This is a genomic window from Streptomyces sp. NPDC059788 (genome assembly GCF_042732265.1).
Classification (GTDB): Bacteria; Actinomycetota; Actinomycetes; order Streptomycetales; family Streptomycetaceae; genus Streptomyces.
In genome coordinates, this window is sequence record NZ_JBHWHY010000061.1 from 18478 (window position 1) to 41110 (window position 22633).

The following is a 22633-nucleotide window of genomic DNA, read 5'->3' on the forward strand; positions in this document are numbered from 1 at the left end:
CTTCGAACGGCATCACCTGCCCACGGCCGGGGGTGAGCAGTGATCTCCCTGTCCCTCGCCGAGATCGCGAGCATCGTCGGCGGGCAGCAGCACGACATACCGGACCCGGATGCCCGGGTCACCGGCCCCGTCGTGTTCGACTCCCGTGAGGTCCGCCCCGGCAGCCTCTTCGCGGCCTTCGCCGGCGAACGCGTGGACGGCCACGACTACGCCGGACGCGCCGTGGAGGCGGGCGCGACGGCGGTTCTCGCCGCCCGCCCCGTCGGCGCCCCGGCGATCGTCGTGGACGACGTGGTGGCCGCCCTCGGCGCGCTGGCCCGCGCCGTCGTCGGCCGCCTGGGCACCACCGTCGTCGGGCTGACCGGCTCGGCCGGCAAGACCAGCACCAAGGACCTGATCGGCCAGCTGCTGGCGCGCAGCGGGCCGACCGTGTGCCCGGTGGGCAACCTCAACAACGAGATCGGGCTGCCGGTGACCGCGCTCCGCGCGGACGCCGACACCAGGTTCCTCGTCCTGGAGATGGGCGCCCGCGGCATCGGCCACATCCGCTACCTGGCGGAGCTGACCCCGCCGCGGATCGGTGTGGTGCTCAACGTGGGCTCCGCGCACATCGGCGAGTTCGGCGGCCGGGAGCAGATCGCGCAGGCCAAGGGCGAGCTGGTCGAGGTGCTGCCGACGGCCGAGGAGGGCGGCATCGCCGTCCTGAACGCGGACGACCCCTTCGTACGCGCCATGGCTTCCCGTACGAAGGCCCGCACGGTCTTCTTCGGCGAGTCCGCCGAGGCCGACGTACGTGCCGAGAATGTCCGGCTCACCGGACTCGGGCAGCCCACCTTCACGCTTCACACACCCTCCGGGTGCAGCGACGTGACCATGCGGCTGTACGGTGAGCACCACGTGTCGAACGCGCTTGCCGCGGCCGCCGTCGCCCACGAGTCGGGCATGTCCGTGGACGAGATCGCCGAGGCGCTCTCCGAAGCCGGCACGCTCTCCCGCTGGCGTATGGAGGTCACCGAGCGCGCGGACGGTGTGACGGTCGTCAACGACGCCTACAACGCGAACCCGGAATCCACGCGGGCGGCGCTTCGCGCGCTCGTGGCGATGGGCGAAGCCTCCAAGGAAACGGGGGGCCGTACGTGGGCGGTGCTCGGAGAGATGGCCGAGCTCGGCGGGGAGTCACTCGCCGAACACGACGCGGTCGGGCGCCTGGTCGTCCGGCTCAACGTCAGCAAGCTCGTGGCGGTCGGCGGCAGGGAAGCGGCCTGGCTCGACATGGGCGCCAAGAACGAGGGTTCGTGGGGTGAGGAGTCGGTGCACGTGTCCGACGCGCAGGCGGCGGTCGACCTGTTGCGCAGCGAGCTGCGGCCGGGAGACGTCGTGCTGGTGAAGGCGTCCAGGTCGGTCGGCCTGGAACGGGTCGCCGCGGCATTGCTGGGCGACGACGGTGTCAAGGGCGGGGCCGCCACCCGATGAACTCGATGAAGCAGATCCTCTTCTCCGGAATGATCGGACTCTTCCTCACGCTGATCGGCACCCCGCTGCTGATCAAGCTGCTGGCCAGGAAGGGCTACGGGCAGTTCATCCGTGACGACGGCCCGCGCGACCACCACAGCAAGCGCGGTACGCCCACCATGGGTGGCATCGCCTTCATCCTGGCCACGCTCATCGCCTACGCGCTGACCAAGGTCATCACCAGCAGCGACCCCAGCTTCTCGGGCGTACTGGTGCTGTTCCTGATGGCCGGCATGGGCCTGGTGGGCTTCCTCGACGACTACATCAAGATCGTCAAGCAGCGTTCGCTGGGCCTGCGGGCCAAGGCGAAGATGGCCGGCCAGCTGATCGTCGGCATCGCCTTCGCGGTGCTCTCGCTCCAGTTCGCCGACCTGCGCGGCCAGACCCCGGCCTCCGACCGGCTGTCCTTCACCCAGGACTTCGGCTGGCAGATCGGCCCGGTGCTCTTCGTCATCTGGGCACTGTTCATGATCCTGGCGATGTCCAACGGCGTGAACCTCACCGACGGCCTGGACGGCCTGGCCACCGGCGCCTCGGTGATGGTCTTCGGCGCGTACACCTTCATCGGGATCTGGCAGTACCAGGAGTCCTGCGCCAACCCGCTCAGCGCCGGACCGGCCTGTTACGAGGTCCGGGACCCGCTCGACCTCGCGGTCGTCGCCTCCGCCCTGATGGGCGCCTGCTTCGGCTTCCTGTGGTGGAACACCTCGCCCGCCAAGATCTTCATGGGCGACACCGGCTCGCTGGCCCTGGGCGGCGCGCTGGCCGGCCTGGCCATCTGCTCCCGTACGGAGCTGCTGATGGCCGTCCTCGGCGGCCTGTTCGTCCTGATCACCATGTCCGTGGTCATCCAGGTCGGCTCCTTCCGGCTCACCGGCAAGCGCGTCTTCCGGATGGCGCCGCTCCAGCACCACTTCGAACTGAAGGGGTGGTCCGAAGTCCTTGTCGTGGTCCGGTTCTGGATCATCCAGGGCATGTGCGTGATCGTCGGTCTGGGCCTCTTCTACGGCGGCTGGCAGGCCGCCAAGTGACCGGCCCCGACCTCGCCGGACAGCACGTGACCGTGGCCGGCCTCGGCGTGAGCGGCGTTCCCGCCGCGCGCGCCCTGGCCGGCCTCGGCGCCGTCGTCACCGTCGTCAACGGCAGCGACGGCGAGCGCGAGCGCGCCCAGGCCGCCCCCCTGGAGGAGCTGGGCGTCACCGTCCGCCTCGGCGACGGCGACACCCTCCCCGAGGGCACCGAACTCGTCGTCACGACCCCCGGCTGGAAGCCCACCAGCCCGCTCTTCCAGGCCGCCGAGGCGGCCGGCGTGCCCGTGTGGGGCGACGTGGAGCTGGCCTGGCGGCTGCGCGGCCCGGACGCGCCGCCCTGGCTCGCGGTCACCGGCACCAACGGCAAGACCACGACCGTACGGATGCTGGCCGCCATCCTGGAGGCCGAGGGGCTGCGCACCGCGGCCGTCGGCAACATCGGCGTTCCCCTGGTGGACGTGGTCCTGGAGCCGGACGGCACGTACGACGTCCTGGCCGTCGAGCTCTCCAGCTACCAGCTGCACTGGGCGCCCTCCGTACGAGCCCACTCCGCCACGGTCCTCAACCTCGCCCCGGACCACCTCGACTGGCACGGCTCCATGGAGGCGTACGCCGCCGACAAGGGCCGCATCTACGAGGGCAACACCGTGGCCTGTGTCTACAACGTCGCCGACCAGGCGACCGAGGACCTGGTGCGCGAGGCCGACGTCGAGGAGGGCTGCCGTGCCATCGGCTTCACCCTCGGCACCCCCGGCCCCTCGCAGCTCGGCGTCGTCGAGGGCATCCTCGTCGACCGGGCCTTCGTGGAGAACCGGCAGCAGCACGCGCAGGAACTCGCCGAGATCTCCGACGTGACGCCCCCGGCCCCGCACAACATCGCCAACGCGCTCGCCGCCGCGGCCCTCGCCCGCGCCTTCGGCGTGCGCCCGCAGTCCGTACGCGACGGCCTGCGCGCCTTCCACCCGGACGCGCACCGCATCGAGCACGTCGCGGACATCGCCGGGGTCGCGTACGTCGACGACTCCAAGGCCACCAACACCCACGCCACCGAGGCGTCGTTGGCGGCGTACGAGCACATCGTGTGGATCGCCGGCGGCCTGGCCAAGGGCGCCACCTTCGACGACCTCGTACGGAAGTCGGCAAACCGGCTGCGCGGCGCGGTCCTCATCGGCGCCGACCGCGCGCTCATTCGAGAGGCCCTGGCGCGACACGCCCCGGATGTGCCGGTGGTCGACCTCGACCGGACCGACACTGGGGCGATGTCCGAAGCCGTCCGGGAAGCGGCGCGTCTGGCCCGGCCGGGCGATACGGTCCTGCTGGCCCCGGCCTGCGCCTCGATGGACATGTACCTGAACTACAACAAGCGGGGCGAGGCCTTCGCCGACGCGGTCCGCACGCTGACCGCCCAGGAACAGTAGTCCGTACGTCCCCGCCGTCGAGGACACACGGCGCAGCCCACCCGTGGAGGGGACGAGGATGACGGCCCGATCGGCGAAGGCCGCGCCGCGCCCGGCACGGCGCACCGGCCTCGGCCCGCGCCCGCCGCGCGGCGGCGCCACCCGCGGCCCGCGGGGCCTGTACACCCAGGTCCGGCGGGCCTGGGACCGGCCGCTGACCGCGTACTACCTGGTGGTCGGCGGCAGTCTGCTGATCACCGTGCTGGGCCTGGTGATGGTCTACTCGGCCTCCCAGATCAAGGCGCTCCAGCTCGGCCTGGCGCCGACGTACTTCTTCCGCAAGCAGCTGCTGGCGGCGGTGCTCGGCGGCATCCTGATGCTGGTGGCGGCCCGCATGACGGTACGGGTGCACCGCACGCTGGCCTACCCGCTGCTGGCCGTCTCCGTCTTCCTGATGACCCTGGTGCAGATCCCCGGGATAGGGGTCGCGGTCAACGGCAACCAGAACTGGATCAACCTGGGCGGCCCCTTCCAGATGCAGCCCAGCGAGTTCGGCAAGCTGGCGCTGGTCCTGTGGGGCGCCGACCTGCTGGCACGCAAACAGGACAAGAAGCTGCTCGCGCAGTGGAAGCACCTGCTGGTGCCGCTGATCCCGATGGCCTTCCTGCTGCTCGGCCTGATCATGCTCGGCGGTGACATGGGCACCGCGATCATCCTCACCGCGATCCTCTTCGGCCTGCTGTGGCTGGCCGGCGCCCCCACCCGGCTCTTCGTGGGCGTGCTCGGCGCGGCCGTCGTCATAGGGGCGCTGCTGATCAAGACCAGCGCCAACCGGATGGCCCGGCTCGCCTGCATCGGCGCGACCGACCCCGGACCGCAGGACCAGTGCTGGCAGGCCGTACACGGCATCTACGCGCTGGCCTCCGGCGGCTTCTTCGGTTCGGGACTCGGCGCCAGTATGGAAAAATGGGGTGAACTCCCTGAACCGCACACCGACTTCATCTTCGCCATCACCGGGGAGGAACTGGGGCTTGCGGGGACGCTGTCGGTGCTCGCCCTCTTCGCGGCTCTAGGCTATGCGGGTATCCGCGTGGCCGGACGCACGGAGGACCCCTTCGTGAGGTACGCAGCGGGAGGCGTGACCACCTGGATCACGGCCCAGGCCGTGATCAACATTGGTGCGGTGCTCGGTCTGTTGCCGATCGCCGGAGTCCCGCTGCCGCTGTTCTCCTTCGGAGGTTCCGCCCTGCTGCCGACGATGTTCGCCATCGGTCTGCTGATCGCCTTCGCGCGAGACGAGCCCGCTGCACGGGCGGCACTGGCCATGCGGCAGCCTGTTTTCGGCAGGAAACCGGCTGGGGTGAGACGGAAGACGATGAGACGGCGCGTCAAGAAGCGACCGTCCGGAGAGCGGTGAATTTCGGTGCATGTCGTACTCGCCGGTGGGGGGACCGCCGGCCACATCGAGCCCGCGCTCGCCCTCGCGGACGCCCTGCGCAGGCAGGACCCGACCGTGGGGATCACGGCACTCGGCACGGAGAAGGGGCTGGAGACCCGGCTGGTGCCGGAGCGGGGTTACGAGCTGGGACTGATTCCGGCCGTACCACTGCCGCGCAAGCCCACGCCCGAACTGATCACCGTCCCCGGGCGGCTGCGCGGCACGATCAAGGCCGCCGAGCAGATCCTGGAGCGCACGAAGGCGGACTGTGTCGTCGGCTTCGGCGGCTATGTGGCGCTGCCCGGCTATCTGGCCGCCAAGCGGCGCGGCGTGCCGATCATCGTGCACGAGGCCAACGCACGCCCCGGACTGGCCAACAAGATCGGCTCGCGCTACGCCAAGTACGTCGCGGTCAGCACGCCGGAGAGCAAGCTGCGCGACGCCCGGTACGTGGGCATCCCGCTGCGCCGCTCCATCGCGACCCTCGACCGTGCTGCGGTCCGCCCCGAGGCGCGCGCCGCCTTCGGCCTGGACCCCAACCTGCCCACGCTGCTGGTCTCCGGCGGCTCGCAGGGGGCCCGGCGCCTCAACGAGGTCATCCAGGCCGCCGTGCCGGCCCTCCAGCGCTCCGGCATCCAGGTGCTGCACGCGGTCGGCCCGAAGAATGAAATGCCGCATGTGGACAACATGCCCGGGATGCCCCCGTATGTACCGGTACCGTACGTGGACCGGATGGACCTCGCGTACGCCGCGGCCGACATGATGCTCTGCCGCGCGGGCGCGATGACCGTCGCCGAGCTGTCCGCCGTCGGGCTGCCGGCCGCCTACGTACCGCTGCCCATCGGCAACGGCGAACAGCGGCTGAACGCCCAGCCGGTGGTCAACGCCGGCGGCGGACTGCTGATCGACGACGCGCAGCTGACGCCGGAGTGGGTGCAGGGCCAGGTGCTCCCGGTGCTCGCCGATCCGCACCGGCTGTACGAGATGTCCCGCGCGGCGTCCGAGTTCGGCCGCAGGGACGCGGACGAGCTGCTGGTCGGCATGGTGTACGAGGCGGTCGCGGGCCGCTGACGGAGTGTTCGGCCGTGCTGCCCCGGGGTGATCCCCGGGGCGGCGGCCGGAGGGAGAGGGAGCGTGGCCGGACCGACGACCGCCAGACGCGGCGAGAAGAAGCCCGCGCGCTCCGGCCCGCTCTCTTCCGGGACGCCCCGGACATCCAAAAAGACCGGCAAGCCCGGTAAGTCCGGCAGCGGAAAAGGGCCGAAGAAGTCCGCGAAGCGCGGCGGGTCCGGCCCGGGGGGCGGCTGGTCCGGTCTGCGCGCCCGCTTCCGGGTGCCGCCCCGCCGTACTCTGATCATCACACTGGCGGGCGTCGTGGCGCTGGCCGGTTTCGGCGCCTGGGCCCTGTACGGCTCCACCTGGCTGCGCACGGAACACGTCAAGGTGGGCGGTACCGGCGTGCTGACGGCCGATGAGGTCGTACGGACCGCGGCCGTACCGATGGACACTCCCCTCGCCTCCGTGGACAAGCAAGCCATCGCCGAGCGGCTGCGCGCGAAACTCCCGCGCATCAAGTCCGTTGAGGTCACGCGCTCCTGGCCGCACACGGTCAGCTTGAAAGTGACCGAAAGGCAGCCGGAACTCGTTATTCAAACGGGCGGAAAGTTCGTCGAAGTGGACTCCGAAGGGACGCGTTTCGCCACGGTCGCCACCGCCCCGAAGGGCGTGCCGCTTCTGGAAATGGCCGTACCGGACGGCCCGGGTCTGCGCCGGTTCGGCGCGGAGCGGCTCCGGCGCGCGGCCGGCACCGTCGTCACCTCCCTCCCCAAGGCGCTCCACCAGGACGTTCGCGCCGTCGAAGTGCGCTCCTTCGACTCCATCACCCTCAAGCTGACGGGTAGCCGTACCGTCGTATGGGGGAGTGACGAACGCAGTACGGCGAAGGCCAAGGTGCTCACCGCCGCGCTGAAAGCGGCGCGTGACGCGCGCCACTTCGACGTGAGTGTGCCCACCGCTCCCGCCGTCTCGGGGAGTTGACGTGCGTACCCGCAGGCCAGCACCCTGGATGGCTACCACTATGGGTGATCACATAGGGTGAAAAGAAAAACGGGAGGTTCGGCGTGTTCGTTGAACGTGCGCCACTTGTCGACTTAGTGTCTCGTTCCAAAGAGTCCCAGGAACACAGGCACTGGTAACCCTAAACTTCAGCGTTAGGGTTCGGGTCGGCACTACGAACCGTCCCAATCGGCATCAGTCGACGTCCGCACCCCGGTGCGGCGGCGACACGTAACTCGAGGCGAGAGGCCTTCGACGTGGCAGCACCGCAGAACTACCTCGCAGTCATCAAGGTCGTCGGCATCGGCGGCGGTGGCGTGAACGCCATCAACCGGATGATCGAGGTCGGGCTCAAGGGCGTCGAGTTCATCGCGATCAACACCGATGCACAGGCCCTGCTGATGAGCGACGCCGACGTCAAGCTGGACGTCGGCCGGGAACTCACCCGTGGTCTGGGCGCAGGCGCCAACCCCGACGTCGGCCGCAAGGCGGCCGAGGACCACCGCGAGGAGATCGAGGAGGTCCTCAAGGGGGCCGACATGGTCTTCGTGACCGCGGGAGAGGGCGGCGGCACCGGCACCGGCGGCGCCCCCGTCGTCGCCAACATCGCCCGTTCGCTCGGCGCCCTGACGATCGGTGTGGTCACCCGCCCGTTCACCTTCGAGGGCCGTCGCCGCGCGAACCAGGCCGAGGACGGCATCGCCGGCCTGCGCGACGAGGTCGACACCCTCATCGTGATTCCCAACGACCGACTGCTGTCCATCTCTGACCGCCAGGTGAGCGTGCTCGACGCGTTCAAGTCCGCGGACCAGGTACTGCTGTCGGGTGTCCAGGGCATCACCGACCTGATCACCACCCCGGGTCTGATCAACCTCGACTTCGCCGACGTCAAGTCCGTGATGTCGGAGGCCGGCTCGGCCCTCATGGGCATCGGCTCGGCGCGCGGCGACGACCGCGCGGTGGCCGCGGCGGAGATGGCGATCTCCTCGCCGCTCCTGGAGGCGTCCATCGACGGCGCGCGCGGCGTGCTGCTGTCCATCTCCGGCGGCTCGGACCTCGGCCTGTTCGAGATCAACGAGGCCGCGCAACTGGTCAGCGAGGCGGCCCACCCCGAGGCGAACATCATCTTCGGCGCGGTCATCGACGACGCGCTGGGCGACGAGGTCCGGGTCACCGTCATCGCCGCGGGCTTCGACGGCGGCCAGCCGCCGGCCCGTCAGCAGACCGTGCTCGGCAGCCAGAACAACGGCAAGCGCGAGGAACCGGCCCCGGCACCCAGCCGCCCGGCCCCGCAGGCCGAGCCGCGGTCGTCGTCCTTCGGCGGCCTGGGCTCGGTACCGGTACGGGACGAGGAGCCGGCCCCGGCCGACCCGTCCCCGCTCGGTGAGGTGCCGCCGCCCCCGACCGCCTCGCCGCAGGTTCCGCCGGCCCGTCCGTACTCGGACACCGCGGCCGAGGAGCTGGACGTCCCCGACTTCCTGAAGTAACCGAAGTCCCGACGTGATAGGGCAGCAGCACCCGGTGCTGACGAACGAAACGAGCGGCGCGCACTTCGCCTTCACCGACCGGTGGGGCGGGGTGAGCGCCGCTCCGTATGCCGAGCTCAACCTCGGCGGCGCGGTCGGCGACGACCCCGGAGCGGTACGGACCAACCGCGAACTGGCGGCCAAGGCGCTGGGTCTGGACCCGGCCTCGGTCGTGTGGATGAACCAGGTGCACGGCCGGGACGTGGCCGTGGTCGACGGGCCGTGGCGCGACGACGCCGAGATCCCTTGCGTGGACGCGGTGGTGACGGCCCGCCGGGGCCTGGCCCTCGCCGTCCTGACCGCCGACTGCACCCCGGTGCTCCTCGCCGACCCGGTGGCCGGGGTGACCGGCGCGGCCCACGCGGGGCGTCCGGGCCTGCTGGCCGGGGTGGTTCCGGCGACCGTCGAGGCGATGACCGCGCTCGGCGCCGACCCGGCCCGCGTCATCGCCCGCACCGGGCCCGCGGTCTGCGGCCGGTGCTACGAGGTGCCCGAGGCGATGCGCGCCGAGGTCGCCGCCGCGGTGCCCGAGGCGTGGGCCACCACCTCGTGGGGCACGCCCGCGGTGGACATGGCCGCCGGGGTCCGGGCCCAACTCGCCGCGTACGGCGTGCAGATGCGTGAGCATTCCCACATCTGCACGCTGGAGTCGGCGGACCACTTCTCGTACCGGCGCGACCGCACCACCGGGCGGCTCGCGAGCTATGTATGGCTGGGATGCTGAGCTGTGACGGAGCGTAGGAACGAACTGGCCGAGAACCTGGCGCGGGTGGAGGAACGAATCTCCACCGCCTGCGCCAAGGCCGGCCGCGCGCGTGAAGAGGTGACCCTCATCGTGGTCACCAAGACCTACCCGGCGAGCGATGTGCGGCTGCTCGCGGAACTGGGTGTCCGCCATGTGGCGGAGAACCGCGACCAGGACGCGGCTCCGAAGGCCGCCGCGTGCTCGGATCTGCCCCTTACCTGGCACTTCGTCGGTCAGTTGCAGACCAACAAGGTGCGGTCTGTGGTCAATTACGCCGATATCGTGCAGTCGGTCGACCGCGCCAGGCTGGTCACCGCACTCTCCAAGGAAGCGGTGCGGACCGGCCGTGAGCTCGGCTGCCTGATCCAGGTGGCACTTGACGCCGAGTCGGCTGACCAGCAGCACAAGGAGACCGGTGACCGCGGCGGGGTGGCCCCGGCCGGGGTGGCGGCGCTCGCCGACGCGATCGCCGGCGCCGAAGGGCTGCGGCTGGGCGGACTGATGACGGTCGCTCCGCTGGCCGGCCCTTACGCCGGACGTCAAACGGCCGCTTTCGAGCGTTTGATGGAAATCTCATCCGGCCTGCGCGTGAACCATCCTGCTGCGAACATGGTGTCGGCAGGGATGAGCGCGGACCTCGATGAAGCCGTGGCCGCCGGGGCGACACATGTGCGCGTCGGCACTGCGGTACTCGGAGTCCGACGACGGCTCGGGTAACGTCGCCAAGCAAGTCGGACCACAGCACAAAATATGGTCATTGCCCCCAAAAGGAGGGCAGACCGCGTGGATCCAAGGCGCCCGGTGACGGAGCCGATCCACCACAGAGCGGAGGACGCAGAGAATGGCCGGCGCGATGCGCAAGATGGCGGTCTACCTCGGCCTCGTGGAGGACGATGGGTACGACGGCCGGGGATTCGACCCCGACGACGAGTTCGAGCCCGAGCTTGACCCGGAGCCCGAACGGGGGCGGCGACAGCAGACCCAAGTACCCACCGAGCCGCACCCGGAACGGGACGAACCCGTCCGAGTCGCCCAGCCGCCCGCGCAGCGTGAGTCCGCTCCCCTGGCTGCCGAAAGCGGACGACCCGCCCGAATCGCCCCCGTGGCGTCCATCACACCCGACCGTCCGAATCTGGAGAAGAACGCACCGGTGATCATGCCCAAGGTTGTGTCCGAGCGGGAGCCCTACCGCATCACCACGCTGCACCCCCGGACCTACAACGAAGCCCGTACCATCGGGGAACACTTCCGTGAGGGCACTCCGGTGATCATGAATCTCACGGAGATGGACGACACGGACGCGAAGCGACTTGTCGACTTTGCGGCCGGACTCGTCTTCGGCCTGCACGGCAGCATCGAGCGGGTGACGCAGAAGGTGTTCCTGTTGTCGCCTGCTAACGTCGATGTCACGGCGGAGGACAAGGCCCGCATCGCAGAGGGCGGGTTCTTCAACCAGAGCTGAGACGCAACACCGGGCACACCGGGCCGAAAGGCCCAACACGACAGCATGGCAAGGGGAGAGGGCACCGCAGATGAGCATCGCTGGACAGGTGATCTACATCGCGTTGTACTGCTTCCTCATCGTGTTGATCTTCCGGCTGGTGATGGACTATGTCTTCCAGTTCGCCCGTTCATGGCAACCCGGCAAGCCAATGGTGGTCGTTCTGGAGGCCACCTACACTGTCACTGATCCGCCACTCAAGCTCTTGCGGCGGGTCATTCCGCCGCTGCGTCTCGGGGGCGTGGCGCTCGACCTGTCCTTCTTCGTATTGATGATCATCGTCTACATCCTGATCACCGTCGTGAGGTCGGTGTTGTTGGTGTGAACGATACGGTCTTGCCGATTGCCGACGACTACGTTGAGGTGAAGTAGAGATGCCGTTGACCCCCGAGGACGTGCGGAACAAGCAGTTCACGACCGTCCGCCTCCGAGAAGGCTATGACGAGGACGAGGTCGATGCCTTCCTCGATGAGGTCGAAGCCGAACTGACCCGTCTGCTGCGGGAAAACGAGGACCTGCGAGCCAAGCTGGCCGCCGCGACGCGAGCCGCCGCGCAGAACCAGCAGCAGAACATGCGCAAGCAGCAGGACCAGCAGCAGCAACAGGACCAGCAGCAGCACCAGCAGGGCAGGCCCGGCGCTCCTGTGCCCGCCGCCATATCCGGACCGCAGCCGGTGCCGCCGCAGCAACAGCAGCAACAGCAGCAGTTGGGCGGCCCACCGCAGCTGACCGGAGGAGCGCCGCAGCTCCCGGCCGGGCCCGGTGGCCACGGCCCCGGCCCGCAGGGCCCGCACGGTCCCGGCCCGATGGGTCCCGGCGGTCCGCTGGGCGGCCCGATGGGCGGTCCCGGTGGGCACGGCGGCCCGCAGCTGCCGCAGCCGGGCCAGGGTCCGGGCGGCGACAGCGCCGCCCGCGTGCTCTCGCTCGCACAGCAGACCGCCGACCAGGCGATCGCGGAGGCCCGTTCCGAGGCCAACAAGATCGTGGGTGAGGCGCGCTCGCGTGCGGAGGGTCTGGAGCGGGACGCCCGTGCCAAGGCGGACGCGCTGGAGCGGGACGCGCAGGAGAAGCACCGCGTCGCGATGGGCTCGCTGGAGTCGGCCCGCGCCACGCTGGAGCGCAAGGTCGAGGACCTGCGCGGCTTCGAGCGCGAGTACCGTACGCGGCTGAAGTCCTACCTGGAGAGCCAGCTGCGCCAGCTGGAGAACCAGGCCGACGACTCGCTGGCACCGCCGCGGACGCCGGCGACCGCCTCGCTGCCGCCGTCGCCGTCGATGGCGTCGGCCGGTGCGGGGTCCATGGGTGGCAACCACTCCATGGGCGGCGGGCAGTCGATGGGCGGTCACGGTGGTGGCTCGGGCAGCGCTCCGTCGTACGGCGGGCAGCAGCAGATGTCGCCGGCCATGACGCAGCCGATGGCTCCGGTGCGGCCGCAGGGTCAGCAGCCGATGCAGCAGGCGCCGTCGCCGATGCGTGGGTTCCTCATCGACGAGGACGACAACTGAGCGGAGGCGCGCTTCGCGCGTAGTCGTCCGCGCGTGGTGCGTAGTCGGCAATCAGGGCCGGGTCCCCGGGGAGTTTCCCCCGGGGGCCCGGCCTTTTGCGTTGGTCTGGCCTGGTGCTGTGGGGGTGCGCGTTGTGCGCTGTCGGTTCGGTGGGTGGGGGGCTCGGGTCCCCGCAGGGGTCACTCTCCCCAGCCTTCGGCCGGGGGCGCCCCCACGACACCGTGTACGTCATCGGTGACGTAGTAGTGAACCCAGATACCCGGCTGCTCTGCGGGGAGACCCCTGCGTGGACCCGAGCCCCGCGCCGTGGGGCGGCTTTCCGTGTCATTTGGGCTGGTGTGTCATGGAAACGCCGTACGGGTACGTGAACGGCCCCCGACACGCAGCGTGTCGGGGGCCGTTTCGTGCCTGTGTGTGTTGTTACGCCTCCGTCTTCCGCAGGCGGAAGGTCAGGGCCAGGGCCTCGTCCTCGAAGGCGGGGCCGTACGTGTTGTCGGCCTCCTCCTGGGTGAAGTCTGTGGCCAGGACCTCGTCGGAGATGAGGGACCGGTGGTCGGTCAGGGCGGTGCGGACCTCTTCGTCGGTGGTCTGCCAGCGCAGGGCGATTCGGTCGGCCACGTCCAGGCCGCTGTTCTTGCGGGCCTCCTGGATGAGGCGGATCGCGTCGCGGGCCAGGCCGGCGCGGCGCAGGTCCGGGGTGATTTCCAGGTCGAGGGCGACGGTGGCGCCGGCGTCGGAGGCCACCGACCAGCCCTCGCGCGGGGTCTCGGTGATGATGACCTCGTCGGGGGTGAGGGCGACCGTTTCGCCGTCGACGGTGACGGTTGCCGTGCCCTCGCGCAGGGCGAGGGAGAGGGCTGCCGCGTCGGCCGCGGTGATGGCCTTGGCCACTGCCTGGACGCCCTTGCCGAAGCGCTTGCCGAGGGCCCGGAAGTTGGCCTTGGCCGTGGTGTCCACCAGGGAGCCGCCCACCTCGGAGAGGGAGGCGAGGGTGGAGACGTTCAGTTCCTCGGTGATCTGGGTGCGCAGCTCGGGGGAGAGGGCTTCGAAGCCGCTGGCCGCGACCAGGGCGCGGGAGAGGGGCTGGCGGGTCTTGACGCCGGACTCCGCGCGGGTGGCACGGCCCAGTTCCACCAGGCGCCGTACCAGGAGCATGTGCTTCGACAGCTCGGGGTCGATCGCCGACCGGTCCGCCTCGGGCCACGTGGAGAGGTGCACCGAGTCGGGGGCGTCGGGGGTGACCGGGACGACCAGGTCCTGCCAGACCCGTTCGGTGATGAACGGGGTGATGGGGGCCATCAGGCGGGTGACCGTCTCGATGACCTCGTGGAGGGTGCGCAGGGCCGCCTTGTCGCCCTGCCAGAAGCGGCGGCGGGAGCGGCGTACGTACCAGTTGGAGAGGTCGTCGACGAAGGAGGACAGCAGCTTGCCGGCGCGCTGGGTGTCGTAGCTTTCGAGGGCTTCGGTGACGCCCTGGGTGAGGGCGTTCAGTTCGGACAGGAGCCAGCGGTCGAGGAGCGGGCGGTCGGCCGGGGCGGGGTCGGACGCGCTCGGGGCCCAGTTGGAGGTGCGGGCGTACAGGGCTTGGAAGGCGACCGTGTTCCAGTAGGTGAGGAGGGTCTTGCGGACCACTTCCTGGATGGTGCCGTGGCCTACGCGGCGGGCCGCCCAGGGGGAGCCGCCCGCCGCCATGAACCAGCGGACCGCGTCGGCGCCGTGCTGGTCCATCAGCGGGATCGGGTCGAGGGTGTTGCCCAGGTGCTTGGACATCTTGCGGCCGTCCTCGGCGAGGATGTGGCCCAGGCAGACGACGTTCTCGTAGGAGGACTTGTCGAAGACGAGGGTGCCGACGGCCATCAGGGTGTAGAACCAGCCGCGGGTCTGGTCGATGGCCTCGGAGATGAACTGTGCGGGGTAGCGCTTCTCGAACAGTTCCTTGTTCTTGTACGGGTAGCCCCACTGGGCGAAGGGCATGGAGCCCGAGTCGTACCAGGCGTCGATGACCTCGGGGACGCGCGTCGCGGTGCCCTGGCAGGTGGGGCAGGGGAAGGTGACGGCGTCGATGTACGGGCGGTGGGGGTCCAGGCCGGACTGGTCGGTGCCGGTGAGGTCGGTGAGCTCGGCGAGGGAGCCTACGCAGGTGAGGTGGTCCTCGGCGCAGCGCCAGATGGGGAGCGGGGTGCCCCAGTAGCGGTTGCGGGACAGGGCCCAGTCGATGTTGTTGTTCAGCCAGTCGCCGAAGCGGCCGTGCTTGACCGACTCGGGGAACCAGTTGGTGTGCTCGTTCTCGCGCAGCAGGGCGTCCTTGACCGCGGTGGTGCGGATGTACCACGACGGCTGGGCGTAGTAGAGCAGGGCGGTGTGGCAGCGCCAGCAGTGCGGGTAGCTGTGCTCGTAGGCGAGGTGGCGGAAGAGCAGGCCGCGGGCGTCGAGGTCCGCGACGAGGTGCTCGTCGGCCTTCTTGAAGAACTGGCCGCCGATGAGGGCGAGGTCCTCCTCGAAGGTGCCGTCCGGGCGCACCGGGTTGACGACCGGCAGGCCGTAGCCGCGGCAGGTCTTGAGGTCGTCCTCACCGAAGGCCGGGGCCTGGTGGACCAGGCCCGTACCGTCCTCGGTGGTGACGTAGTCGGCGTTGACGACGAAGTTGGCGTCTTCCAGCTCGACGAGGTCGAAGGGGCGGCGGTAGGCCCAGCGTTCCATGTCGCGGCCGGTGAAGGTCCGGCCGGTCGTGGTCCAGCCTTCGCCGAGGGCCTTTTCGAGGAGGGGCTCGGCGACGACCAGGTTCTCCCGGCCGTCGGTGGCCACGACGTAGGTGACGTCGGGGTGGGCGGCGACCGCCGTGTTGGAGACCAGCGTCCAGGGGGTGGTCGTCCAGATGAGGAGGGCCGCCTCGCCGGCCAGCGGGCCCGAGGTGAGGGGGAGGCGGACGAAGACGGAGGGGTCGACGACGGTCTCGTAGCCCTGGGCCAGCTCGTGGTCGGAGAGGCCGGTGCCGCAGCGGGGGCACCAGGGGGCGACGCGGTGGTCCTGCGCCAGCAGGCCCTTGTCGAAGATCTGCTTGAGGGACCACCAGACCGACTGGATGTAGTCGGGGTCCATGGTGCGGTACGGGTCGTCCAGGTCCGTCCAGTAACCCATCCGGGTGGTGAGCTCGGCGAAGGCGTCGGTGTGGCGGGTCACCGACTCGCGGCACTTGGCGTTGAACTCGGCGATGCCGTACGCCTCGATGTCCTTCTTGCCGTTGAAGCCCAGCTCCTTCTCGACGGCCAGCTCGACCGGCAGGCCGTGGCAGTCCCAGCCGGCCTTGCGGCCGACGTGGTAGCCCCGCATCGTGCGGAAGCGGGGGAAGACGTCCTTGAAGACGCGGGCTTCGATGTGGTGGGCGCCGGGCATGCCGTTCGCGGTCGGCGGGCCTTCGTAGAAGACCCATTCGGGCCGTCCCTCGGACTGCTGGAGGGTACGGTCGAAGACCTTCTGCTCGCGCCAGAAATCGAGCACCGCGTGCTCAAGGGCGGGCAGGTCTACCTGGGCGGGCACCTGGCGGTACTGAGGCTGTGACATCGGGGCGTTCCTCCGGCGGACACCTGCTGAGTTCTCCGTCCGGAGGGACGAGAGCCTCGGCTCCCGCGGTACCACCCTCCTTGGCGGTGCGCGCTCCACCGCCCCCTCATTGGGGTCGCGAGGCCGGTTCTACTCGCCGGCGGGCCGTCTGCGGGGCCCGTGGCTTTCTTCCGGCGGCTCCGGGGTGATCTTCACATCGCGCTTGCCTCCGGGCTCGCACCGTCCCCGGATCGCTCATGGCCGCGTACGACGCTACTCGTCCCATCCACGCCTTTCGCTCGGCCCAGTGTACGGGGCACCGACGGTGCGGACCGACCGGTTTCACGGGCTGCGCCGAGTGAGGTAGCGGGCGCCGAGGGCGTGACCCGAATGGCGATACGCAGGGCGCGGGAGTCGGCGGCCGCGTGGCGGGCGTCCGGCGGCGGCGTCCGCGCGGGCCGTGGGCTGCCGGATTACCGGGCGGGCAGGGGGGCACAACGGATGCAGACCGGGCTCCCGCGGGGGAGACCGGGTGGGAAAGGGCGGTGCGTCCCGTTGCCGCGTGCCTTGAGGCGATTTATCGTTCCGGTCACGATTCGCGAGCATGATCACATACGTGAAGGGGTCGCGGCCATGGTGGCGAAGAAGACCGCCGCGGAGCACAGCACGGCGGATGCCGGGAAGGCCGCGGCCCAGAAACCAGGGCCCGCGGCGAAGAAACGGGTGTCCGCCGCGACGGCGATGAGCACGCAGGCCGTTCCGGATGCCCCGGACGGGGTGGCGGAGGAGCCGCCCGCCGGGAAGACGGCAGCCGGGAAGACGGCAGCCGGGAAGACGGCCGGGAAGTCGTCGGCGAAGAAGGCACCGGCGAAGAAGAAGGCGCCGGGCAAGAAGGCCGCGGCGAAGAAGACGGTGAAAGCGGTGACAGCGGCCGCGGAGCCCCCTGCGGACGGCGGGCCCGCGGCCCGGAAGGCCGCTCCCAGGAAAGCGGCCAAGAAGACCGCACCTGCCGAGAAGGCGGTGCCCGCGAAGAAGACGGGAGCCAAGACGGTGGTGGAGAAGCAGACTCCGGGCGGCGCGCCGACCGCCGAGGCGGAGCAGGCCGGCCGGGCCGGTCCGGTGCCCAAGGCCCGTTCCGCGCAACCGGGCGAGCTGGCCGTACGGCCCGGCGAGGACCCCTGGACGCCGGCCGAGGTCGCCGAGGCCCGCGCGGAACTGGACGACGACATCGCCAGGCTGCGGACGGAGATCGAGGCGTCCGAGGACGCGCTCGCCGGTCTGATGCGGGACTCCGGCGAGGGCACCGGCGACGAGGCCGACACCGGCAGCAAGAACATCACCCGCGAGCACGAGATGGCACTGGCCTCCAACGCGCGCGAGATGCTGCTGCAGACCGAGCGCGCGCTGGAGCGGCTGGAGGCGGGCACGTACGGCCTGTGCGAGAACTGCGGCAAGCCGATCGGCAAGGCCCGGATGCAGGCGTTCCCCCGGGCGACGCTGTGTGTGGAGTGCAAGCAGAAGCAGGAGCGCCGGTAGGGACCGCGGGCCGCCCGACGGTCGGGCCGGGACGCCCCGTGGGGAATCTCCGCGGCGGGCGGCCCCCTTACCGGCGGTGTCCGTACGCCTGTGCCGTACCCTCGTGCTCAGCCGGGGGCGGCCTGGCGTGCGGGATTCGACGGGCTGAGGGGCTCACAACGTGGCAGAGGCGGAGCGCATCACCGGTACGCCGGAGACCGGGCCGGATTCCGAGCCGAGATCGGCGGCGGTACCGGCGACCGGGGGGAACGCCGAAGGGACGGCGTCGCGGGAGCGGCGGCCGGACGACGAGGGCCGTGCCGAAGGCGCGTCCGGCGAGGCGGGCGCGAGCGCCGCCGAGAGCCCGGCCAAGGGCAGGGGCAAGCGGCGGATCGGCACGCTGTTCCTGGTCGCGGCCGTCGTCTACCTCCTCGACCTGGGCAGCAAGGCGCTGGTCGTCGCCAAGCTGGAGCACCACGCCCCCATCGAGGTGATCGGCTCGCTGCTGCGGCTGGAGGTGATCCGCAACCGTGGTGCCGCCTTCAGCATCGGCGAGGCACTGACGATCTTCCTCACCATCATCGCGGCGATCGTGATCGTGGTGATCATCCGGATCGCCCGCAAGCTCTACAGCCTGCCGTGGGGCATCGCGCTCGGTCTGCTGCTGGGCGGCGCCTTCGGCAACCTCACCGACCGGATCTTCCGTACGCCCGGCGTCTTCGAGGGCGCGGTGGTGGACTTCATCGCGCCCACCCACTTCGCGGTCTTCAATCTCGCGGACTCGGCGATCGTCTGCGGCGGCGTCCTGATCGTGATCCTGTCCTTCCGCGGTCTGGACCCGGACGGCACGGTCCACAAGGACTGACGGGCGGGCCCGGGTGCCGTACGGGCTCCCGGCGACCGGGGCCGGCCGAGTTGTCACAGCGGGCTGACATACTCGGTGATGTGAGCACGATTCCCGAGATCCGCACCCTGCCCGTACCGGACGGCCTGGAGGGCGAGCGCGTCGACGCCGCGCTGGCCCGCATGTTCGGCTTCTCCCGTACGAAGGCCGCCGAGCTGGCGGCCGGCGGGAAGGTCCGGGTGGACGGCGCCGAAGTCATGAAGTCCGAGCGGGTGCACGGCGGTGCCTGGCTGGAAGTGGAGATGCCGCAGGCCGCGCCGCCGGTGGAGATCGTCGCCGAGCCCGTCGAGGGCATGGAGATCGTGCATGACGACGACGACATCGTGGTCATCGTCAAGCCGGTCGGCGTCGCCGCCCACCCGAGCCCCGGCTGGACGGGCACCACCGTCATCGGCGGGCTGGCCGCGGCGGGCTTTCGCATCTCGACCTCCGGCGCCGCCGAGCGCCAGGGCATCGTGCACCGCCTCGATGTCGGCACCTCCGGTCTGATGGTGGTGGCCAAGTCCGAGCGCGCGTACACCCTGCTCAAGCAGCAGTTCCGGGAGCGTACGGTCGACAAGCGCTACCACGCGCTGGTGCAGGGCCACCCGGACCCGATGAGCGGCACGATCGACGGCCCCATCGGCCGCCATCCGCAGCACGACTACAAGTGGGCGGTGACCGCCGACGGCAAGCCGTCGGTCACGCACTACGACCTCATCGAGGCGTTCCGGGCGGCCAGCCTGCTGGACATCAAGCTGGAGACCGGCCGCACCCACCAGATCCGGGTCCACATGTCCGCGCACCGCCACCCGTGCGTCGGCGACCTGACATACGGCGCCGACCCGACGCTCGCCAAGCGGCTGGGCCTGACCCGGCAGTGGCTGCACGCGATGCGGCTGGGCTTCGAGCACCCGGCCGACGGCCAGTGGGTGGAGTTCGAGAGCGCCTATCCGGACGACCTCCAGCGCGCCCTGGACCGGGTGCGCGCCGAGAGCGCCTGAGCCCGACGCCGCCGGGCGGGCGGCCAGGGCGACCGGCCCCGGTAGACCAGACGGCCGAGCGGCCGGACCGCTCGTCCGAGCGGTTTTTACGCGCTTCATGGCAGGCTTGTGTCGGAACGTGATCGATTTCGACCCCGGAGTGCAGCCACCGTGGACCAGCTGGCCCTGATGTTCGTCCTACTTCTCGGGGCCGTGGTCATGGTCCCGGTCGGTGACCGGCTGGGCCTGCCGTCGCCGGTCCTGATGACGCTCGCGGGCGCGGTGCTGGCACTGCTGCCGTTCGTGCCGAACGTCGAGGTACCGCCGGAGTTCATCCTCCCGCTGGTCCTGCCACCGCTGCTCTACGCCGCCGTGCAGCGCACCTCCTGGCGGCAGTTCACGGCCAACATCCGGCCCATCTTCCTGCTGGCGGTGGCCCTGGTCTTCGCGACCACGGCCGCCGTCGCCGCGGTGGCGCACGCCATCGTGCCCGGTATGCCGATCGCCGCCGCGGTGGTGCTCGGCGCCCTCGTCGCGCCGCCCGACCCGGTCGCCGCGACCGCCGTCGCCGGCAAGCTGGGGCTGCCCCGCCGCATGGTCTCCATCCTGGAGGGCGAGGGCCTGTTCAACGACGTCACCGCGATCGTCCTCTACCACGTCGCGCTCGCCGCCGCCGTCAGCGGCTCCTTCTCGGTGCCCTCCGCGGTCGGCTCGCTGGTGCTGTCCGCGGTGGTCGCGATAGCGGTCGGGCTGGTGCTGGGCTGGGCCACCAACAAGCTGATGGGACTGCTGGGCGACCCGACGCTGCAGATCGGCCTGACGCTGCTGGTGCCGTTCGTCGCGTACGTCCTCGCCGAGGAGTTCGAGGGCTCCGGGGTGCTGGCGGTGCTGACCACCGCGCTGTTCATCGCCGAGTACGCGGTGGACGCCGACGACGTGATGGGCCGGCTGGCCGGCTACACCTTCTGGGAGATCGTCGACACCCTCGTCACCGGCGTCGCCTTCGGGCTGATCGGCCTGGAGCTGCACAACGTGATCAAGGTGGCCTCCGGCCGCTGGGGCGAGATGCTCGGCGTCGGGGCCGCCGTCGTGGTGGTCGTGGTGGGCGTCCGGCTGCTGTGGCTGCTGCCGGCCGCCTGGCTGGCCAAGCGGATGCACAAGCGCCGCGACTTCGACGAGGACATCCCGCTGAGCTGGCGGGAGACCCTGATCATGTGGTGGTCCGGGATGCGCGGAGTGGCGTCCGTCGCGCTGGCGCTGGCCATCCCGTACACGATCGACGGCGGCGCCGACTTCCCGGCCCGCGACGAGATCCTCTTCATCGCCTTCGCCGTGGTGCTCTCCGGGCTCGTCATCCAGGGCCTGTCGCTGCCCACGCTCGTCAAGAAGCTGCGGGTACGGGCCGACTCGGAGGCCGAGGAGAAGCTGGAGCACGAGCTGGCGCTGCGGGTGATCAAGGCCTCCAAGCGGCGGCTGAAGGAGATCCTGGAGGTCGAGGAGCTGCCGGAGGAGATCAGCGAGCAGCTCACCCGGCGCGCGTACGACATGGGCGCGCGCATCGCGCCGGACATCGTGGACGACGACCGGCGGGAGAACTTCGAAAAGCGCATCACCCGGATGAAGAAGGTGCAGCGCATCCAGAGCGAGATGCTCTCGGCGGCCCGCCACGAGGTGCTGTCGGCGCGCAGCGAGCCGGGCGCCGACCCGGAGATCGTGGACCGGGTGCTGCGCCAGCTGGACATGCGCAGCCTGCGGGGCGCGCCGCTGCCGTAGGCCCGGGAGGCGGGGTGCGGTATCGCGCCCCGCCCCGTCAGCCGTCCAGGCCGGGCCCCTTGTCCAGCGTCCCCGGGCGCCGTTCCCCGTCCGTCAGCCGGGCGGTGTCCTGCCCGCCGTCGGGGGCGACGCTGGTGGCGACCCGCGGCAGCGCGTACGGGTGCTCGGCGCGCAGCCAGTCGATCATCCGCTCGCGGACCTCGCAGCGCACCGACCAGATGGCGTCCGAGTCCCGGGCGGTGACCAGGGCGCGCACCTGGATCGTGGTGGGCGTGGTGTCGGTCACCACCAGGCTCCAGCCGCGGCCGTCCCAGTCGGTGCTGTTCTGCAGGATCTCGTGCAGCCGCTGCCGCATCTTCTCCACCGGCGCCGCGTGGTCGAGGTGGAAGAAGACCGTGCCGGTCATCTGCGCGCCGCCGCGCGACCAGTTCTCGAACGGCTTGCTGGTGAAGTACGACACGGGCATGGTGATCCGCCGCTCGTCCCAGGTCCGTACGGTCAGGAAGGTCAGGGTGATCTCCTCGACCGTGCCCCACTCCTTGTCCACGACCACCGTGTCACCGATGCGGACCATGTCGCCGAAGGCGATCTGCAGGCCCGCGAAGAGGTTGCCGAGCGTGGACTGCGCCGCCACACCGGCGACGATGCCGACCAGCCCGGCCGAGGCCAGCATGGACTGGCCGACGGTCTGCATCCGGGGGAAGGTCAGCAGCATCGAGGCCGCGGCGACGACGATGACGACCGCCGTGACCACCCGCTGGATCAGTGTGACCTGCGTACGCACCCGCCGGACCCGGGCGGCGTCCCGCGCGCCCGCCGCGTAGCGGGAGTACGAGGACTCCACGATGGCCGCCGACGCGCGGATGGCGAGCCAGGCGGTGGCCGCGATCAGTATCAGGGAGAGGATCTGGCCGAGCCCGGCCTCGTGGTCCTCGATGAACTCCAGGCCGGTCCGGTCGTAGAAGCCGCGCAGCAGGGCGGTCACCATGACCACTTGCAGGGGGACGCGGCAGCGCCGCAGCAGGCCCCACAGTGGCGTGTCCGGGCGGGCCGTGTCGGCCCGGCGCAGTGCCAGATCGGCCAGCCAGCCCAGGATGAGCGTCACGACTATCGAGCCGCCTACGACGATGAGCGGACGAAGCACGTCCTCCATGGACACCGCGGTCCTCCTATTTTGTGGTCAGCTTCGTGCCGGTTCCTACTGACCGTAACTGGCACGATGGTGGAAG

Annotated in this window: 18 protein-coding genes; 16 read left to right on the forward strand and 2 right to left on the reverse strand. The window is 70.7% G+C overall.

Annotated features, from left to right (window positions below):
- The first annotated feature begins 39 nt into the window (after window positions 1-39).
- The 12 genes from murF (at window position 40) to ACFV57_RS37170 (ending at window position 12710) form a co-directional block, all read left to right on the forward strand.
- On the forward strand, window positions 40-1473 hold the full coding sequence (murF, locus tag ACFV57_RS37115) for a UDP-N-acetylmuramoyl-tripeptide--D-alanyl-D-alanine ligase (protein ID WP_385241770.1): 1434 nt from the start codon (window positions 40-42) through the stop codon (window positions 1471-1473).
- Between the two features lie 5 nt (window positions 1474-1478).
- Complete coding sequence (gene mraY, locus ACFV57_RS37120) at window positions 1479-2543, forward strand: phospho-N-acetylmuramoyl-pentapeptide-transferase (RefSeq protein ID WP_385241773.1); 1065 nt, start codon at window positions 1479-1481, stop codon at window positions 2541-2543.
- Complete coding sequence (murD, locus tag ACFV57_RS37125; protein ID WP_385241776.1) at window positions 2540-3961, forward strand: UDP-N-acetylmuramoyl-L-alanine--D-glutamate ligase; 1422 nt, start codon at window positions 2540-2542, stop codon at window positions 3959-3961. Before mraY ends, murD begins: the two co-directional genes overlap by 4 nt.
- Before the next feature lie 58 nt (window positions 3962-4019).
- A complete protein-coding gene (ftsW, locus tag ACFV57_RS37130) occupies window positions 4020-5357 on the forward strand; it encodes a putative lipid II flippase FtsW (RefSeq protein WP_385241779.1) in 1338 nt (445 codons plus the stop codon).
- Between the two features lie 6 nt (window positions 5358-5363).
- Window positions 5364-6449, forward strand: a complete 1086-nt coding sequence (murG, locus tag ACFV57_RS37135; RefSeq protein WP_385241782.1) for an undecaprenyldiphospho-muramoylpentapeptide beta-N-acetylglucosaminyltransferase — start codon at window positions 5364-5366, stop codon at window positions 6447-6449.
- 63 nt (window positions 6450-6512) lie between these two features.
- Window positions 6513-7415 (forward strand): cell division protein FtsQ/DivIB, encoded by a 903-nt coding sequence (locus tag ACFV57_RS37140; protein ID WP_385241784.1) that lies wholly within the window; start codon window positions 6513-6515, stop codon window positions 7413-7415.
- Window positions 7416-7690: 275 nt separating this feature from the next.
- Window positions 7691-8920 (forward strand): cell division protein FtsZ, encoded by a 1230-nt coding sequence (gene ftsZ, locus ACFV57_RS37145; protein ID WP_385241787.1) that lies wholly within the window; start codon window positions 7691-7693, stop codon window positions 8918-8920.
- A gap of 13 nt (window positions 8921-8933) precedes the next feature.
- Window positions 8934-9683 (forward strand): peptidoglycan editing factor PgeF, encoded by a 750-nt coding sequence (gene pgeF / locus ACFV57_RS37150; protein WP_385241790.1) that lies wholly within the window; start codon window positions 8934-8936, stop codon window positions 9681-9683.
- Between the two features lie 3 nt (window positions 9684-9686).
- Entirely contained in the window at window positions 9687-10421 is a 735-nt protein-coding gene (locus ACFV57_RS37155) for a YggS family pyridoxal phosphate-dependent enzyme (protein ID WP_385241793.1), read from the forward strand.
- Between the two features lie 124 nt (window positions 10422-10545).
- Window positions 10546-11166 (forward strand): cell division protein SepF, encoded by a 621-nt coding sequence (locus tag ACFV57_RS37160; RefSeq protein ID WP_030024677.1) that lies wholly within the window; start codon window positions 10546-10548, stop codon window positions 11164-11166.
- Window positions 11167-11236: 70 nt separating this feature from the next.
- Window positions 11237-11530 carry a YggT family protein gene (locus tag ACFV57_RS37165; protein ID WP_030676138.1) on the forward strand — a complete coding sequence of 98 codons (294 nt, stop codon included), beginning with the start codon at window positions 11237-11239 and terminating at the stop codon, window positions 11528-11530.
- Between the two features lie 49 nt (window positions 11531-11579).
- Window positions 11580-12710 (forward strand): DivIVA domain-containing protein, encoded by a 1131-nt coding sequence (locus ACFV57_RS37170; protein ID WP_385241796.1) that lies wholly within the window; start codon window positions 11580-11582, stop codon window positions 12708-12710.
- Between the two features lie 420 nt (window positions 12711-13130).
- On the opposite strand, the gene ileS is transcribed toward ACFV57_RS37170, so the two are convergent.
- Entirely contained in the window at window positions 13131-16271 is a 3141-nt protein-coding gene (ileS, locus tag ACFV57_RS37175; RefSeq protein ID WP_385241799.1) for an isoleucine--tRNA ligase, read from the reverse strand.
- A 612-nt stretch (window positions 16272-16883) separates the two neighbouring features.
- On the opposite strand from ileS, the gene ACFV57_RS37180 reads away from it, so the two are divergent.
- The 4 genes from ACFV57_RS37180 to ACFV57_RS37195 all read left to right on the forward strand — a co-directional run bounded on the left by ACFV57_RS37180 (window position 16884) and on the right by ACFV57_RS37195 (window position 21404).
- Window positions 16884-17786, forward strand: coding sequence for a TraR/DksA C4-type zinc finger protein (locus tag ACFV57_RS37180; RefSeq protein WP_385241802.1), 903 nt, complete (start codon window positions 16884-16886; stop codon window positions 17784-17786).
- Between the two features lie 160 nt (window positions 17787-17946).
- A complete protein-coding gene (gene lspA / locus ACFV57_RS37185) occupies window positions 17947-18630 on the forward strand; it encodes a signal peptidase II (protein ID WP_385241805.1) in 684 nt (227 codons plus the stop codon).
- 80 nt (window positions 18631-18710) lie between these two features.
- The gene (locus tag ACFV57_RS37190; RefSeq protein ID WP_385241808.1) at window positions 18711-19652 is read left to right on the forward strand and encodes an RluA family pseudouridine synthase; all 942 of its coding nucleotides are present in this window, start codon (window positions 18711-18713) and stop codon (window positions 19650-19652) included.
- A 150-nt stretch (window positions 19653-19802) separates the two neighbouring features.
- Window positions 19803-21404 (forward strand): Na+/H+ antiporter, encoded by a 1602-nt coding sequence (locus tag ACFV57_RS37195; protein ID WP_385241810.1) that lies wholly within the window; start codon window positions 19803-19805, stop codon window positions 21402-21404.
- A 37-nt stretch (window positions 21405-21441) separates the two neighbouring features.
- Here ACFV57_RS37195 and ACFV57_RS37200 read toward each other — a convergent pair whose 3' ends face one another.
- On the reverse strand, window positions 21442-22557 hold the full coding sequence (locus tag ACFV57_RS37200; protein ID WP_385241813.1) for a mechanosensitive ion channel family protein: 1116 nt from the start codon (window positions 22555-22557) through the stop codon (window positions 21442-21444).
- Window positions 22558-22633: the final 76 nt, after the last annotated feature.

Excerpts from the sequence above, each read along its gene's own strand:
- mraY (WP_385241773.1), top strand. The coding sequence starts at position 1,479 with ATGAAGCAGATCCTCTTCTCCGGAATGATCGGACTCTTCCTCACGCTG.
- ftsW (WP_385241779.1), top strand. The coding sequence starts at position 4,020 with ATGACGGCCCGATCGGCGAAGGCCGCGCCGCGCCCGGCACGGCGCACC.
- ACFV57_RS37160 (WP_030024677.1), top strand. The coding sequence starts at position 10,546 with ATGGCCGGCGCGATGCGCAAGATGGCGGTCTACCTCGGCCTCGTGGAG.
- ACFV57_RS37165 (WP_030676138.1), top strand. The coding sequence starts at position 11,237 with ATGAGCATCGCTGGACAGGTGATCTACATCGCGTTGTACTGCTTCCTC.
- ACFV57_RS37170 (WP_385241796.1), top strand. The coding sequence starts at position 11,580 with ATGCCGTTGACCCCCGAGGACGTGCGGAACAAGCAGTTCACGACCGTC.
- ileS (WP_385241799.1), bottom strand. The coding sequence starts at position 16,271 with ATGTCACAGCCTCAGTACCGCCAGGTGCCCGCCCAGGTAGACCTGCCC.
- ACFV57_RS37180 (WP_385241802.1), top strand. The coding sequence starts at position 16,884 with ATGGTGGCGAAGAAGACCGCCGCGGAGCACAGCACGGCGGATGCCGGG.
- ACFV57_RS37200 (WP_385241813.1), bottom strand. The coding sequence starts at position 22,557 with ATGGAGGACGTGCTTCGTCCGCTCATCGTCGTAGGCGGCTCGATAGTC.